This window comes from Clostridium autoethanogenum DSM 10061 (assembly GCF_001484725.1).
Classification (GTDB): Bacteria; Bacillota; Clostridia; order Clostridiales; family Clostridiaceae; genus Clostridium_B; species Clostridium_B ljungdahlii.
Map to the genome: position 1 here is coordinate 925,004 of NZ_CP012395.1, position 16,532 is coordinate 941,535.

Annotated in this window: 15 protein-coding genes; all 15 read right to left on the reverse strand. The window is 33.1% G+C overall.

Translation table 11 applies throughout. From position 1 onward, the window contains the following. Positions 1 to 52 precede the first annotated feature (52 nt). Positions 53 to 343 carry a DUF503 domain-containing protein gene (locus CLAU_RS04040; RefSeq protein WP_013239500.1) on the reverse strand — a complete coding sequence of 97 codons (291 nt, stop codon included), beginning with the start codon at positions 341 to 343 and terminating at the stop codon, positions 53 to 55. Positions 344 to 474: 131 nt separating this feature from the next. Next, positions 475 to 741, reverse strand: coding sequence for a hypothetical protein (locus CLAU_RS04045; RefSeq protein WP_013239501.1), 267 nt, complete (start codon positions 739 to 741; stop codon positions 475 to 477). A 35-nt stretch (positions 742 to 776) separates the two neighbouring features. Next, entirely contained in the window at positions 777 to 1,190 is a 414-nt protein-coding gene (locus tag CLAU_RS04050) for a cytochrome b5 domain-containing protein (RefSeq protein WP_013239502.1), read from the reverse strand. Beyond that, entirely contained in the window at positions 1,191 to 1,655 is a 465-nt protein-coding gene (locus CLAU_RS04055) for a hydrogenase maturation protease (RefSeq protein WP_013239503.1), read from the reverse strand. Further along, complete coding sequence (locus CLAU_RS04060) at positions 1,652 to 3,037, reverse strand: nickel-dependent hydrogenase large subunit (protein ID WP_013239504.1); 1,386 nt, start codon at positions 3,035 to 3,037, stop codon at positions 1,652 to 1,654. The genes CLAU_RS04055 and CLAU_RS04060 overlap by 4 nt, the downstream gene beginning before the upstream one ends. Positions 3,038 to 3,050: 13 nt before the next feature. Next, a complete protein-coding gene (locus CLAU_RS04065) occupies positions 3,051 to 3,932 on the reverse strand; it encodes a hydrogenase small subunit (protein WP_013239505.1) in 882 nt (293 codons plus the stop codon). A gap of 160 nt (positions 3,933 to 4,092) precedes the next feature. Next, positions 4,093 to 5,010 (reverse strand): alpha/beta hydrolase, encoded by a 918-nt coding sequence (locus CLAU_RS04070; RefSeq protein WP_013239506.1) that lies wholly within the window; start codon positions 5,008 to 5,010, stop codon positions 4,093 to 4,095. A 169-nt stretch (positions 5,011 to 5,179) separates the two neighbouring features. Next, positions 5,180 to 6,151 (reverse strand): alpha/beta hydrolase, encoded by a 972-nt coding sequence (locus CLAU_RS04075; protein ID WP_013239507.1) that lies wholly within the window; start codon positions 6,149 to 6,151, stop codon positions 5,180 to 5,182. 315 nt (positions 6,152 to 6,466) lie between these two features. Then, positions 6,467 to 7,777: an MFS transporter gene (locus CLAU_RS04080; protein ID WP_013239508.1), complete on the reverse strand. Its 1,311-nt coding sequence runs from the start codon at positions 7,775 to 7,777 to the stop codon at positions 6,467 to 6,469. 341 nt (positions 7,778 to 8,118) lie between these two features. Further along, positions 8,119 to 9,318, reverse strand: a complete 1,200-nt coding sequence (locus CLAU_RS04085) for an MFS transporter (protein ID WP_013239509.1) — start codon at positions 9,316 to 9,318, stop codon at positions 8,119 to 8,121. Between the two features lie 244 nt (positions 9,319 to 9,562). Then, positions 9,563 to 11,485 carry an oxidoreductase gene (locus CLAU_RS04090; protein WP_013239510.1) on the reverse strand — a complete coding sequence of 641 codons (1,923 nt, stop codon included), beginning with the start codon at positions 11,483 to 11,485 and terminating at the stop codon, positions 9,563 to 9,565. Between the two features lie 42 nt (positions 11,486 to 11,527). Further along, positions 11,528 to 12,400, reverse strand: a complete 873-nt coding sequence (locus tag CLAU_RS04095; RefSeq protein ID WP_013239511.1) for a sugar phosphate isomerase/epimerase family protein — start codon at positions 12,398 to 12,400, stop codon at positions 11,528 to 11,530. A gap of 61 nt (positions 12,401 to 12,461) precedes the next feature. Further along, entirely contained in the window at positions 12,462 to 14,459 is a 1,998-nt protein-coding gene (locus CLAU_RS04100; RefSeq protein WP_013239512.1) for an oxidoreductase, read from the reverse strand. 217 nt (positions 14,460 to 14,676) lie between these two features. Beyond that, complete coding sequence (locus tag CLAU_RS04105; RefSeq protein WP_013239513.1) at positions 14,677 to 15,552, reverse strand: shikimate dehydrogenase; 876 nt, start codon at positions 15,550 to 15,552, stop codon at positions 14,677 to 14,679. 46 nt (positions 15,553 to 15,598) lie between these two features. Beyond that, positions 15,599 to 16,366: a type I 3-dehydroquinate dehydratase gene (gene aroD, locus CLAU_RS04110; RefSeq protein WP_013239514.1), complete on the reverse strand. Its 768-nt coding sequence runs from the start codon at positions 16,364 to 16,366 to the stop codon at positions 15,599 to 15,601. Positions 16,367 to 16,532: the final 166 nt, after the last annotated feature.

Genomic DNA, 16,532 nt, shown 5'->3' on the forward strand with positions numbered 1-16,532 from the left:
TAAAGTTATCACAATTGTAAAATAGTTGTAACTTTTTTATTTAAACACTGCTTTACATACCTTCAACATCTTCTTTTTGAATATCTATTATTTCCGCGTCAGTATTGTTTTCTACAAAAGTTATGATATTTTCCATTGTCGAATCTACTTGTGCAGAAGTTCCACATATTCCTGCAGCTCCTATAACTATCATTTGATGAACATCCTGTTCATCAACTTCTGCCACAGATACGTTAAACTTATTTTTTAACTTTTGAACTATGCTTTTTACTACCATTCTTTTTTCTTTCAATGAATGAACCCAGGACGCTCTCAAGGTAATTTTCATAAGCAATATTTTCATATGTTTCACCATCTTTTCATTATAAGTATAATTTGCTTTATGTTTTCCTGTCAACTTTTGATTATAAAAATAGTTTTACGGTAGCACAAATAACCTCTTCAATTATGCCATCCAAATTGCTAATATCATTTCTACTTTTCATCTTCATATTGGTAACCTTCTATATTTTTAATTATTGCCATTTGATTAGGCAAATTTTCAATTTCAATTTTAACTTCTGTTGATTCATCAGTTATGTCTTCATTATAGTTTCTCAAATAATCATAAAGATTATTTTCATTAACATGACTGTAACTATTTACAGCTATAACTACTTTACCTATCTTTAAAATCTTATTTGAACTGCAGCATTCACTTAAAGTCCTAGATATTTTACTCAATAAAATCATATCATGCATTTATTATTTACCCCTTTTTCAAAACTAATTTGTTATTAAATTTTTAACTCTCCCACTTTAGGTAGACCATTTAATATCTTTGTTTCTCCACTGTGACATGCCTTAAATTGTAAAGTTAAATCTTTTCCAGCATACAGACTAAAATGCGTCCCTCCACCCCATACAGGAGACAAACTCACATCATACACTATTCCATTTACAGCAACATACGCCGGAGAGCCACCAGCACCATTGTATTTTGAAAGTTCTTCCAAAGTAAATTGTTTTTCCTGTCTTACTATATCTTTGTTCATTGTATTCATTAGTTTTTCTAATTCCCCTATTTGAATATTCATGAGATGTCTATAATGGCTTTTTATAAAAGGACATACAGCAAACATACTATTTCTTTTATAAAAAGTAATTTTTCTCCTAATTATCTTCAGCCTTTTCATTAAATAAAAATCCAACTATTTTTCCTCCCATGCTCTATCATTCAATCTCAGAAAAATATTTTTCAATACATCTTTTGAAATAGACTTAAGCTTATTCTGTAAATTATGGCTAAGTCCCAATTTAAAGCTTATACTAGCTGCTTCAATTTCAATAATAAATCCAGTTAAGGATTTGTAATAAACTCCTATCAAATCTATGAAACTATAGCTATGCTGAGTATAATATTTCTTTTTACACTTATAATCTTGTAAGCTGGCAACTGTTATCGTACCTGGAACTTTTCCATTATAAGAAGCATCTATTATAAATATAAAATCACCATCTTTTACTTGGGAAATGCAATATTCCACATCTGTCTCTCCACTTATAGATTCAACATTGTTATGCGTAAGCTCCTCCTTTATATTTTCCAGTATTCTAATTCCAATGCCATCATCCTCCATCAATATGTTTCCTAGAGCAATAACTTTTGCTTTCATACTATAACCTGTACATCCACTGGTTCATATTTATCACTTACAAGATGCGTTGCACAGGAAACACAAGGATCAAAAGATCTCATAATTCTCCCAACTTCTATAGGCTGCTTTATATCTTTTATTTTCGTTCCAACTAAAGATTTTTCTCCAATTCCAAGCGCACCTGATTGATTTCTTGGCCCCATATTCCACACTGTAGGAGTTATAATATTGTAATGCTTTATAAATTTATCTTCTATACTTATCCAGTGTCCCAAGGATCCTCTAGTTGTGTCAATTAATCCTGCACCAAATGCTTTATCTGGTATTTGATATATTCTTTGTTCTGCTGGAATAAGCTTAATTCTATCTGCAAGTCCTTGCATAATTTCTAAAATCTTTTTTGTTTCAAGTACTCTGGCAACATTTCTGTCCATACATGAACTTCCACCAGTATACTCACCTGAAAGTATCAATCTTGCTAGAGGTCCTACTTCCATAGAATATCCATTATAGGTTGGCGATTTTATAAAGCTGTAACCTGTTTCTTTAGATAAATTTATCGTTTCATCATCGCTTGTATACCAGGTGTGGAGTATGTTTTCCGTAATTTTATTACTATTGAAATTATACTTTCGTCCATTTATTAATACAGAAGGTCCTACATAACTTATCTCAGGATCAGCATACTTGTCAAAAATTCCATAAGTCATAAAGTTTCCATAAGCTCCTCCCATTTTAAAATAATCAGCATAGTATTTTGAAATTATGTTCATGTCCTCTAACATAACACTACTTACAAATTTATTAATTTGAGAAATAATAGATTTAACTTTTGTGAGTTTATATGGATCTATATTTATGGTAACTCCTCCAACAAAAATTCCATGATTATGGGGGGCTTTTCCTCCAAGGATAGCCAACCCTTCATGGGCTAACCTGCTGTATTTAATACTTTCAATATAATCTTCACTTATCTTTTTATTTAGGTTATAAGGCAATCTATAATCTTCATATTGATTTGAAGAAAGAGGATTTATATCGGGCATCTTCACATAACTTGGTATGGTCAAATTATAAAAATGTCTTATATGATTTTGTATAAATTCAAAACCATGTATTAAATTACGCATATACGAATCATTTACACTAATTTTTATCTTCAAAGCATCTTCAAGAGCTGTAGCAGCCGCCACGGCATGAGCTGTTGAACATATTCCACAAATTCTTTCTGTAAAATATACTGCATCCAGCGGCTCTCTGTTCTTTAACATTTTTTCAAATCCTCTAAAAAGCAATCCACTAGTTTCAGCATCTACTATAATATTTTTTTCTACTTGCACTTTAGTTTCCAAAAAACCGCTTATTCTCGTAATTGGATCAATTGTAATTTTCTTTTTCATAGCACCCTCCTCACTAATACCTTACAAATGGTTCCATACCATCTGGAAATCTAGAATTTGCACATCCTATACAGTTGGTATTGTCTTCAACAGGCCAGTTCACGTACCCATTCCACTTTCTCCTAGGACAATCTGTTTTAGTTACAGGCCCCCTGCATCCAAGTTTAAACATGCATCCATTTTCTCCAAATTTTTTTGCAAAAATTCTGTTATCAAAAAATCCTCTTCTTGTACAACTATCATGAATGGTAATTCCATAAAAAAGAAGAGGTCTTCCTTCTTTATCCAATTGTGGTTTTCCAAAAGCAACCAAGTGTGCTAAAGTTCCAACTACCCAATCCGGGTGGCATGGACAGCCTGGAAGTCTTATGACTTCACGATTTAGTATTTCTTTAACACTTTTGCTTTCTGAAGGGTTTGGCCTGGCGGCAGAAATTCCACCATAGGATGCACAAGTTCCTACACAGAGAACATGCTTTGCTTTTTCTCCTGCCATTTTTACAGCTTCAAGTGCAGTAACAGGGTTTCCTTCATAATTGGCAACAATATTATAAAAACCGTTCTGGGCAGTAGATACTGCTCCATCTACTAATAGTATAAATTCAGTATTCAATGTATCTAAGAATTGTTTAAAGGCATACTCCCCTTCTGAAGTCATTAGAGTATTGTTGTATTTTAAATTAATGAGTTTTTCCAAAATATAATCGAGTCCAGGATTTTCACTATTTAAAAAAGAAATGATATTTCCTGAACATCCTGTTACTTCAAGCCATATAGCATTTAATTTTTTCGTCTTTCTCCTTTCAATTAAATCTATAGCTTCACTAGTAAAAGCCTTTGAACTGCGTTCCTTATCTACGATTAAAGGACATATAACCTTGCTTCGAGCATTCATTTACCTATCACACTACCTTTTAATTTTCTATATTATTTATATAGTTAAAAAGCAATGGATATAACTTGTATTTACACAAAAAAGATAAAACTACCTTATTTTTTAAAGTAGTTTTATCTTTTAAATCATTTCTAAATATACTTTTCTTAAGCTTGTATACTTATAGCATATTAAATTCACGTCTAAGGGAATTATACATACCTTCCCTTATCCACAATGTCAAATTAGCAGGTACCATATCAAAACCATGACAAACACGTGGCAGGCTATATAATTCTGTAGGTACTGCAAACTCCATCAATCTTCTAGCATAATCTATCCCTTCATCACGAAGTGGATCATATTCCAATGTAACAACAAATGTAGCTGGCAAACCAGATAAATCTCTTGCTAAAGCAGGAACTGCATAATATGGAGGTTGAGTTCCATTAAATCCATGATCACCAAGATATAATTTCCATACATCAGATAAACCATTACCTTTAACCATAGGTACATCATCAAACATTTGCGCAGCTGACATTGTATTAGCTAAATAATCAACAGTAGGAAAATTTAAAATTTGCATACAAACTTTAGGACCATTATGATCACGCAAATACAAGCATAATCCTGCTGCAATTGCGCCACCTGCACTCGTTCCAAATACTGCAATTCTTTCAGGATCTATACCAAATTCATCTGGATGGTCATGTGCATAAGTTAATGCAGCAAGACAATCCTTGAGTTGTGCAGGATAAGGATGTTTAGGCGCCAATCTGTAGTCTACGGAAATAACAGTGCAGGGAACATTTTTTACAAAACTTATATCACGTACATTGTCATTGTCAATATTTCCAGCTACAAATCCTCCTCCACGTATGCCTAAAATCAATGGAGCCTTAGAACTTCCCTTTTTTCTATAAACCCTTATTGACACATCAGGTTCACCATCTATGCCAGGAACTTTTGAATCATATATTTCAATATCATCTGGTATATCACAATGCTTAAATGGTTCAATCAATTTATTTGCCTCTTTTACATCAGATGGAAGATTTTCTAGCACCTCATATCCAGGATGTAATTTTACTTTCATTATATGTCACTCCTTAAATAATAACTTTCCAATATTTATCCGATCGCTACCATTGCTAATACCCACATCTTCTTCAAAGTGGGGAATAAACACTGCTATGCGCCTGGATAAGTTCTTCTAAGGTTCAGATGGAGAAAAAGTATTCCTTATAAGCAAACTCCACCTGAACCTAAGAATCACTTGATTTAATCATTGGTATCTTAGGAATTGGACCATATGTCCTATCTTTAACTCCCATAATATATTTATCCATAAACCTAAGAACTTTGTACATATTTTCATCAGTTCTAAAGGCATTATCACCATGACCAGCCCCTTCAAGCAAATCAATGTGTACATTTTCATCTCCACAAATCTTTATATACTTATTAAAGAACTCTATTGCTTGAAGATATGGTACTACTTTATCAGATGTACCCTGTTGAATTAACATTGGGGGCATATTCTTTCTCATCTGATAAATTGGAGATGCTGAAATATATTTATCTTTGTTTTCTTCCATGCTGCATCCCATTAGACGATCTGCAACACCATCATCTTGACACTTATAGGTTTCTCCTTCTCTAACAAGCTGTCTTTTATGATTTTCTGTATTAACAAAATCAAAAACTCCAAACCATGTTGCTACAGCTTGTACATCACTAGAATATTCTGAATTACCCATTGATAAATCTTCATACTCAGGGCGTCCATTTGTGACCCCCAGCATCGCAGCAAGATGACCTCCTGCTGAACTGCCTAACACTGCAATCTTATCTGTTTTTATATTATACTTAGCAGCATTTGCTCTTAAAAACCTTACAGCTGCCTTACAATCATATATTTGTGAAGGCCACTTTGCATCACCACTTAATCTGTAATTAATAGTTGCAACAGCATATCCTTCAAAAGCTAACTGAATTGCTGACCTTGTATGCACATTTCTCTTATCTCCAAAGAACCATGCACCTCCATGAATATTAATAACTACTGGAAATGGCCCTTCTCCTTCATTTGGAATAATTATATCCATTTTCTGATGTTTACTTTCATTGGCATATGGAATATCTAAGTAAGTTTTTTTAAAAACCTTTTCTACATCTAACATTATTAATGCCTCATTTGATACTTCCACGCCAATTCCATCATTATTATTCAACATAACAATCTCCTCCTAATTGTAGTAATATTTTTATTGTATACTTATCGCAGCAAATAAACAGAGTTCTTTGTTTCAGGTGGAGTTTTTTCTCCATCTGAAACTTAGAAATCGTTATCCAGGGGCGTAGCAACCGTTATCCCCCACTTTATAAGAAAAGCAGATATCCCAAATCTTTGATTTGGTGATAGTCGCTTTCGCTGTGTGCGATGGGGGTATTACGGATGGTAGCCATCGGATAAATATTACAAAATATAATCGTCGCTTAATAATTAAAGCTTGGCAACAAATTACAAACGTTATCATTAAGCTTTATACTTATTTAGATTCTGAAGAACCTGCTACCATATTTTTCGGTAGCATTAGGGTAGACAACCCTCCTATTACAAGCATAGCTGTTAAAAAGTACATTCCAGCACTTGATGATCCAGTTAGTGTAATAAAATAACCTACTGCATATGGTCCAACAAATGAACCTAACCCCATAGCAGCAGCCATCAAACCTCTTGTTGGTCCATCAAGCTCTTTTACCAATACAAGAGATGGTATTGAATAGTAACTCGGCATATGCCCCTGTACAAATATACTGACAAGACATAATAATCCAATTTTAATTACTGGGTTTAGTCCTAATGGCAAACTCGCTATTACCAAAAATACAGCAAACATAATAAGTGGTAAACCTGTAGTAAGTCTCCTGCTCTTTATCTTAGTTGCAAGATAAGTCCACAGCCAAAGCCCAATTACCGTAAATATGTTTGGTACTATGGATATAAAACCTACATTTAAAATATTGGTTTTTGTAATAGCTTTAATCATAGTAGGCATCCAAATTGTATATCCAAATTGGCCAATATTTACAGTAAAACCTACAATACATAAACACCATACATATTTGTTACGCAGTAGAAGCCCTAAAGGCAACTTTTCACTTTTTACTTCAACATCCCCTGCTACTTTTTTAGCCTCTTCACGTTCTTGCTGTATAGTTGTTTCTATGTAATCTCTTTCTTCTTTACTCAACCATTTTGCCTGTTCAGGTCTGTCAAATATAAGAAATTGCCATAAAACAAAACCTACTAAACTTAATACACCAAGTATGATAAATAAATTTCTCCATCCATAAAATTGTATGAGAGCTCCTCCAATAGGTCCCATAGAAACTGCTGCTATTGAAATAGCTGTAAAATAAGTTGAATTTGCCCTATTTCGTTCCCCATGTTTATCTGGAAACCAAAATGTAAATATAGTAGTTATTGCTGGAGAGAATGCACCTTCAAAAAATCCAATAATAAATCTAACTACCACTAGCTGCCATCCATTTTGAACGAATGCAGTAAGTATAGTAAATACACTCCATCCAACAATACAAAATGAAACAAATTTTTTAACTTTTCCTTTTTGAGCCATCTGCCCCGCTGGTACAGAAAGAAACAATATGCCGATTGAAAATACCCCTGCTACTAAACCTGCCATTGTAGAATTTAACGCAAGCCCTTTCTGAAGACCTCCTGGCAACGCTATGCTTATAATATTTCGGTCTATAAAATAGAAAAAAGTTGTAATAAAACATACTGGCATAATATACAGCCATCTTGCTCCAGGTATTTTTTTTGTTGAAGTTTCCATTGATATATTCCTCCTTTATAAAAAATTATTTAATTTAACTATTGATTTAACATAATTTTAAAATTAATATACAGTCTGTACCAATAACCATAATACTCACTTAACATCCAAACATTTAAAAAACCATGTAAACCACCTTTCTTTAGTTGTTTTTCTCTAAACTATTAGTGTCATATTATCGCATTGTTATTCCTCCATCCTTCATTAAATTTATTTAAATTAATTTTAACTTTCGCAATTAAAGTTTTAAAAATTTTCAAACAATTATTTTTTTAAATAAATGTGATTTAATTTCATGTATTATAATAACTGTAATTGAACTTATTTATTAGACTCTATTCCTATTGTTCTATTGCATATTTTGCATATTGCCTATTTACAAATACTGAAAGTAAGACTCCTATAATAGTGATTACAGCATTGAATAATACAACATATTTTGGCCCATTTGCGCCACCTGATTTTGTTATAACACTTGCAATATTTAAAATAACATAGTTTGCTATACTAGATGCAATCATGACTATAGAAGTAATCTTACCTTTATTTGCTGGGAACATTGCATTTGCTGTAGATGTGACCAACTGAAGCACTCCACCTGCTGCTGTAAATCCAATTACAAATCCACCTATTAAACAAATAGTTGGTGTCTGTATAAAATATATAATTATAAGCATAATTGTAGAAATTAAAGGATATAGAACAAGTACCCTAACTGGTTTAAGAAATCCTTTTACAAGAGCTGCTGTTATTAATACAGCAAGCATTGATCCTACTGCATAGTATGATTGAATTTGTCCCAGGTTAGCAAGTCCATATAACTTTCCTAATTCTTGGTTGCAATTTAACCATAACTGGAATGTAGAAGTGCATGTAAAACCTATACAAATTAATGCAATACTAGTCACTGTAAATTTCATCCTTTTTTCTTTAGGTTTACCCTTGGCATTATTATTCATTGGTGGGAAAGGCATAGTTGCAATCAAAATACCATCTATAACAAGTAAAATAGCCGTTACAATAAAGATTGTTTTATACGACATATGGCTTGCTGAAACAAAACCTATCCCAAATGGAAGCAAAAGTTGTCCTAATGATATAGAAAACTTTGTAAACATATTGGCAGCATCACCTGAATCTACAAAAATCTCCAAACATGATGGAGTGATACATGTATCCAAAAACGAGTTAGCTGCACCACCGATTAGTGCAAATATATACGCAACATACATATTTGGTGCTATTATAATACCTACAAAATATGCGATATAAAAAACTATACCAATTAATCCAGAGACCCTTCTTCCAAGCTTGTCCGAAACAGGTCCAGCAAAAGGATATCCAATAAGACGTCCTAATCCAAGTGCGGCAATAACAGCAAGTACTACACTTACATCAAAAGTACCATTAGCTAATGTTTTCGCACCCCATACACCCGCAAAGTTTTGCTTGTACTGTCCTAAAATTGATACTCCAATACCATGTATAAAATAGGCTAAATATAATGCCAAAGCCGTCGGATAATATTTTTTATTATTCATTTACTTTCTCCTTTCATTCTCTCAAGGAAAGGTTATTTCTTAATGTATTCATCTATTTAATGCATATAAATCTATCATCTTGGTAATTTTTACTTTATTGTTAATTTCTTAACCTTTTACCTCTAATAGTTAGGTTGGACACAAAATCCAACCCAACTTAAAGCCTTTACGAAAAAATTTAAGTGCATATATTAAAAAACTATTTAAAATATAAGCCTCCTAAAACTGCTTCAACCTTCTGTTATCATATTTTAAGTGCTACATCTAATGCTTCTCTTGTTGCATCTATTGCTCTACGTGCTCTTGTTGCATCACCAACAACATAAGTTTCTTTTATAACTTTTTTAACTTCTTCACTTAATGGATCATAGTTACGTGATCCCATAGCAAGAACAACAGAGTCAAATCCTTCTAACTTGTATTCATTATTATCTGCTAGTGTGTATGAAACTCCACCTTTAAAAAACTTTGCAACTTTAGCTCCAGTAACAGTCCTAATTTTGTATTTATCAAAGTCCTTCATCAAAAATTTACGGTGCTCTGAAATTACATCAGCTCCAACTTCATCACGAAGCTCAATAACAGTAACATCGTGGCCTAATTCAGCTAAGAAATCAGCAACTTCACATCCAACCATTCCACCACCTACAACAAGAACATTTTTGCCACAGGAATCTTTTCCGTCAAGAAGGTTAACTGCATGAATTAATCCAGATTCATTAATTCCTGGTATAGGTAATATAAGTGGTGTTGCTCCGGTAGCTAGAACTACTGCATCCGGTTTCTCTTCAGTTATAAGTTCAGGAGTTACTTTTGTATTTAAACGAACTTTTACACCATACTTTTTACATTTAGTAATATAACTGCGTATTAAATTTGTAATATCGCCTTTTCCTGGAGGATAAGCTGCTAAACGCATTTGTCCTCCAAGTGTGTCAGTTGCTTCAAATAATGTTACATCATGTCCTCTATTAGCAGATATCCATGCTGCAAGCATACCGCCAACTCCACCGCCCACAACTACTACTTTTTTACTAGTATCTGCTTTCTTAAGTTCAGCTTCTCTTCCAAGCAGCGGATTAACAAGACAAGTTATTGGCTTTCCTTGATACATGTTACAAACACATCCTTGAAGGCAAGCAATACATGGACTTAATTCATCCAAACGTCCAGCTGCAGCTTTATTAGGTGTTTCTGGATCAGCTAGACTCTGACGTCCAAATGCTACCAAATCACATCTTCCTTCACGAACTAATAATTCTGCATAATATGGTTCTGTAAAACGTCCTACAGCAATAACAGGAATATTTACCGCTTTTTTAATTTCTGTAACTAATTCGGCATTAAATCCTCCATGTACAAGCGTAGGTGCCCACATATACTCATCATGAAGATGTATCGCACGTGAAACATTTATAGCATCTGCTCCACATTCCTCTAAATAAGCAGCAACTGCTGCACTGTCGTGAACATCTAACCCTCCATCCATCTCATCTGAACTGTTTATACGACAAATAATTGCCATAGAATGTCCAACTTTTTTAAGTATATTTTCAATAATAAGACGGGATAACCTCATTCTATTTTGAAAACATCCGCCAAACTCATCCACACGCTTATTTGTTCTTGGAGAAATAAAACTGCTAACCAAATAGCCGTGTGCACAGTGTACTTCAACTGCATCAGCTCCTGCTTTTTTTGCACGTACTGCTGCATCTCCATATATCTCTATTAATTCATAAATTTCTTTGTTTGTCATAGCTATAGGTATATCACGACCTACTGCTGCTGGAATTGCAGAGGCAGCTTTTAAAGGATACCCAGCAGCTTTTGCATTTCCTTCAGCTCCAGCATGTTGAAGTTGAATAGATATCTTTGCACCAGCCTCATGACATGCATCTATAACACGTTTAAAGCTTTCTATAGTACTATCATCATATAAGCAGGGTTTACGAATTCCCCCCTTAGCTTTCTTATCAACAACAGTAGCCTCAAAAGTAATTAATCCAAAACCGCCGCAAGCACGAGCACTATAATATGCCAAAGACTTATCACTCATAGACCCATCTGTATTTGCAAAATTATTTCCCATAGGCGAAACTACAAAACGATTTGGAACTGTTATAGGACCAATTTTTATTGGTGTAAACATAGATTTAAATATCATAAGATAAATCATCCTTTCACTTTTTAAGATTGATTGCACTTACTATTTTGTCTTTGGAGAAAGCTCCGGCCAAGCTTTGTCAAGCACTTTTTTAGCATTGTCATATGTAAATTTAGCTGCCTCAGCAACACCTTTTGATAAAATAGCATCGCTTATTACTTCAACACCAATACATACAGGTTTGATTCCCTTTTCTTTGATCATACGAACAAAGCCTTCTGTTGCATTAATTCCAGTACCTGGTGCAAGTCTGTCATGCATTGATTCATCTCTTAATATGGATTTTGCATAAGGTCTTTCATAAACATCATTAATCTGTATAGATACAATCTTATCAGCTGGAATACCTTCTAATAATTCAATATCATTTTCTTGATTTGCTCTTACCCAATGCCATGTATCCAAGATAAGTTTGGCATTATCACAACCAGCGCCTTTAACTACTTCCCAACCTTTTTTGATATCTGGAATACCACTGTATGGCATAGGCTCAACACCAATAATATATTTGCCTGCTCTTTGACATAATTCTCTTAACTTCTGTGCGGTATGTTCTACACTATAAGTTTCCATTAAACCAATGTTTATATGTTGAACACCAAATAATTCACACATATGGAAACATATTTGCTCTTTGTATTTTTGCTCATAAGAACGATTATCTTCAGCCCAAAGTGTAATATATTCAACTTCAGTAACCTTCATATCATATTTTTTGAGAATACACAAAATATCAGAATCAAATAAACCTTCGTTTAACGCATCCACATATGTTTCGGCACGAAGACCTATTCCGTCATAACCCGCTTCTTTTGCAGCTTTAACTCTTTCTTCAAATTTACATTGATCACCTAATGTCCATGAACTTACTGTGATGGGTGGCTTGCAAGTACTTTTCTTGCATTCATTAGTCATGATACATTCCTCTTTCCATCAAAAATTTTGTTATTAAATATGCTCAATTATCATAAAACCTTTACAGTACACCTATTTTTTCTAATGCGAGAATAACATCTCTTCCTTCTCTAACGCCATCAATTATTTTTCTTGCTCTAACACTATCACCTATATTTACTACTTCAACATTCTTCTCTCCAAAGTACTCTTGAATTTCTTTTAATCCTTCAATTTGTGATCTCATTCCAAGACATACGAAACCATAATCAAAATTCATTGTTACTTCTTTTTCATCTTTTTTAACCTTGAAGTTATCTTCATTTACTTCCACAAGAGCTGTACTTGTATTTACATCAACATCATATTTTTTCAGCATTTCCTTTACAGCTGATTTTGATACTACATCTAAATCTTTGCCAAGCATAGGAAGCATTTCAACTATTGAAGTCTTTGCTTTTCTTTCTGAGAAAAATTCTATAACATCTAAGCCTACAGCTCCACCACCTATAACAACCACTTTTTTACCTGTAAGATCCATTTTTTCAAATTCACTAATTTTACTAAATACACCAAAAATTGAATCTACTTTTCCTCCTTCTTTACCTATATTTTCTTCAAGCCCTTTTATTGGAGGAAGTAATGGTTTTGATCCAGTTGCATTTACTATTAAATCCGGATTAAGATTTTCTATTTTCTTAATATCAGCTTTGGTATTTGTAAATATTGTTAGGTTATTTAAGTTTTCAGCTCTTTTTATTAGATAACTAGGAAAATAACCTATTCTGTACTTAGCTGGGAATTTTGATATTTCTCTTGCAAGTCCACCTACATATGATTTCTTTTCAAATAAAAATGTGCTGCACCCTAATTCTGCTGCTGTGCAAGCTGCCTCAAGTCCAGCAGTTCCACCACCTATAACAACTACATTCGTCTGTTTTGTAACTTTTCTTTTTTTATAAGTATCCTCATATATAATGTCCGGATTAACTGTACATCTTATTGGCTTGTTTAAACCTATTCTATGTCCTGCACATCCAACATTACATGATATACACTTTCTAAGCATGTCTTCTTGTCCATTTTTAACTTTTGATACCCATTTAGGTTCAGCAATTAATCCACGACCTATTGCTATTAAATCTGCTTCTCCATCAGCTAGTATTTTTTCAGCTACTTTTGGATCTCTTATGTTCCCTACTGTTATTGTTGGTTTATGGAACTTATCTCTTACAGCTTTAGACATATATGAACGCCATCCATCTTTAAGATCTGCCTTGTCTATCTGATATTGTATTGAATCATTTAAAGCTGCAGATACATCAAATATATCAGCTTCATCATTTAAGTATTCTAATATTTTTAATGTATCTTCTAGAGTATTACCACCCTCTAAAAATTCATCTGCACTAAATCTCAATAATATTGGAAATTTAGGACCTACTGCTTTTCTCACACTATCAATTACCATTCTTCCAAATCTTGTCCTATTTTCAACGCTCCCTCCAAATTCATCGGTACGTTTATTATAGAGAGGAGATAAAAATTGACTTATCAAATATGAATGACCTGCATGTATTTCTACCGCATCAAATCCAGCTATTTGAACTCTCTTTGCTGCATCACCATACTTTTGGACTATATCTAATATTTCATCTTTTTCAAGTGGTCTTGGAACAGCTCCTCCAGTTTTAGAAGGTATATTTGAAGAAGAAACCGGCTGACAACCTATTCTAGATGGAACTGCTGATGCACCTGAATGGTTGATTTGTACTGCAGCATTTGCACCGTATCTGTGTAATCTTTCAGTTAATTTATACAGTCCAGGCATATAACTATCCTGATCTATTCTAAGTTGTGTTGTTCCATTTGAACCTAGTGGGAAATCAACAGCTACATTCTCTATAATTATTAATCCTGTTTCACCCTTAGCTCTTTGCTCATAATATTTAATATGTTCTTCATTGATTTCTCCATCTTCTGCTGCATAATTTGTACCCATTGGCGGCATAACTATTCTATTTTTTAATATCATATTTTTCACTTTTAGTGAACTAAAAATATTTTTATATTTTGTCATTTTCTATTCCTCCATTTTCCTATATTCTACCTTGCTTTTAGCAAATATGATAAAAGTATATGCTAAAAAAAATCTGATGCTTTCAAGTGCACACAAAAAAACATATTCAGTTAAAATACAGAATTTTCCGAAACTTATCTTTAAAAAACAACATAGCAAGGGTAAGGAGCTTAAAGCTCAATACCTCTCGCAAAAATACTAAAATACAATTTCTATTTTAATATTCAATGTCTAATACTTTCTTCATGTGTTCAATAGGCATATCTTTTCCCGTCCACAATTTGAAAGCTGCTGCTCCCTGGAACAACATCATTCCTAGTCCATTCATTGTCTTCTTACATCCCACTTCTTTTGCCATTTTTAGAAGTACTGTTTCTCTTGGTGCATAAACAGTATCTGTTACAATTAAATCTGGCCTCAAAAAGCTTTTATCTGGAATATATGTCTTACCCTCTAAAGGTTTCATTCCTACTCCTGTTGCATTAGCAAACAAGTAGCTATCTGCTATTTCTTCCTTTAATTTATCAAGATCAGCCAAATCATATAATTTAGCTTTGCATTTAGTTCTTTCATTTATATCTTTTACTGTCTTCTTTGCTCTTTCAAAAAATTTGTCCTTATTATTGAATATTGATATCTCTGCTACTCCATCTAGTGCTGCTTGTACTTCAATTGCTGTAGCAGCTCCACCAGCACCTACTATTGTCATTTTCTTTCCTATTACATCTATATCATTATCCTTTAATGATTGCATATATCCAATACCATCTGTAACATGTCCAGTTAAAACACCATTATCATTTACAATTGTATTTACTGACCCACAAAGTTCTGCTGCCTCTGACAATTTATCTAGATATTTATGTACTACTGTTTTATTAGGCATTGATACATTTGCTCCTCGTACTTTCATTGCTCTAAAACCCTTTATTGTATCTTCAAGTTCTTCATTTCCAACTTCAAATGCAAGATAAGCATAGTCAAGTCCTAATTTTGCAAATGCCTCATTGTGCATTGCTGGTGAACTTGAATGTCTTATGGGATATGCAATCAATCCTATAAGTTCTGTATGTCCTGTAATTCTTTCTGTCATAATAACCTCTCCCATTCACATTATATTTATTTTTACTTATATTCTACTATTTAGTTGCTGTTATAAGTTTAAGTAATTTATCTAATTCATTTGCTTGTAATTGCCCTGGTGCTGATGCTGCTTTAGCTGAACCAAAAGTAAGTGCTGAGCCAAAAGTTTCACCTGCTAAACGGCTTATAACTCCAAGAGGTCCCATTGACATAGTAATAACTGGAGTTTGGTCGTGATCACGCCTCATTTCATTAGTTGCACTTAAAAGCTCAAGTACATCATCAGGAGTTGAAGGCATAACTGCTATCTTGGGTATATCTGCTCCTAGCTGCTGCATCTTACACAATCTAGATACTATTTCTCGTTTTGATGGAGTCTTATGAAAATCATGATTTGACATAATTACTTTTACTCCATTTTCATGTGCCGTATCAACAATTTCTTTTACTATTTTGCTATTACTAATAAATAATTCAACATCAATTAAATCTGCATTCTTAGTCGCCGCAATTGCCTTATTGAGCTCAACATAATATTCTGGCGTAATTTCTTTTTCTCCACCTTCCTTTGCAGTTCTAAAAGTTACCAATAGTGGAATGTCACCTAATTGAACTCTAATCTTAGTTAAAATTTCTTTTACCTTCTCAATGTCTTCTACATCCTTGTAGTAATCAATTCTCCATTCCACAAGATCAAGGTTAATTGTCTTTAAGTATTTTACATCATCCTCTAACTCTTCATTAGTTCTTCCCATAAAAGGTACTGCAATTTTAGGAATTCCTTCTCCTAATTTTACATTTTTAACTTTTACTATACTTTTCATATTTTCATTCCTTCCGATTTTATAGTAATCGTTATCGTAACTCATAAAAAAATTAAACGTCAATCTTTTTTATTTTTTAACTAAATTTATAATTTAATAAAAGTAATTTTTTAATTCACAAAAATCGTATTATTTTTAACAACATAATAGTTATTTTTTTAACATT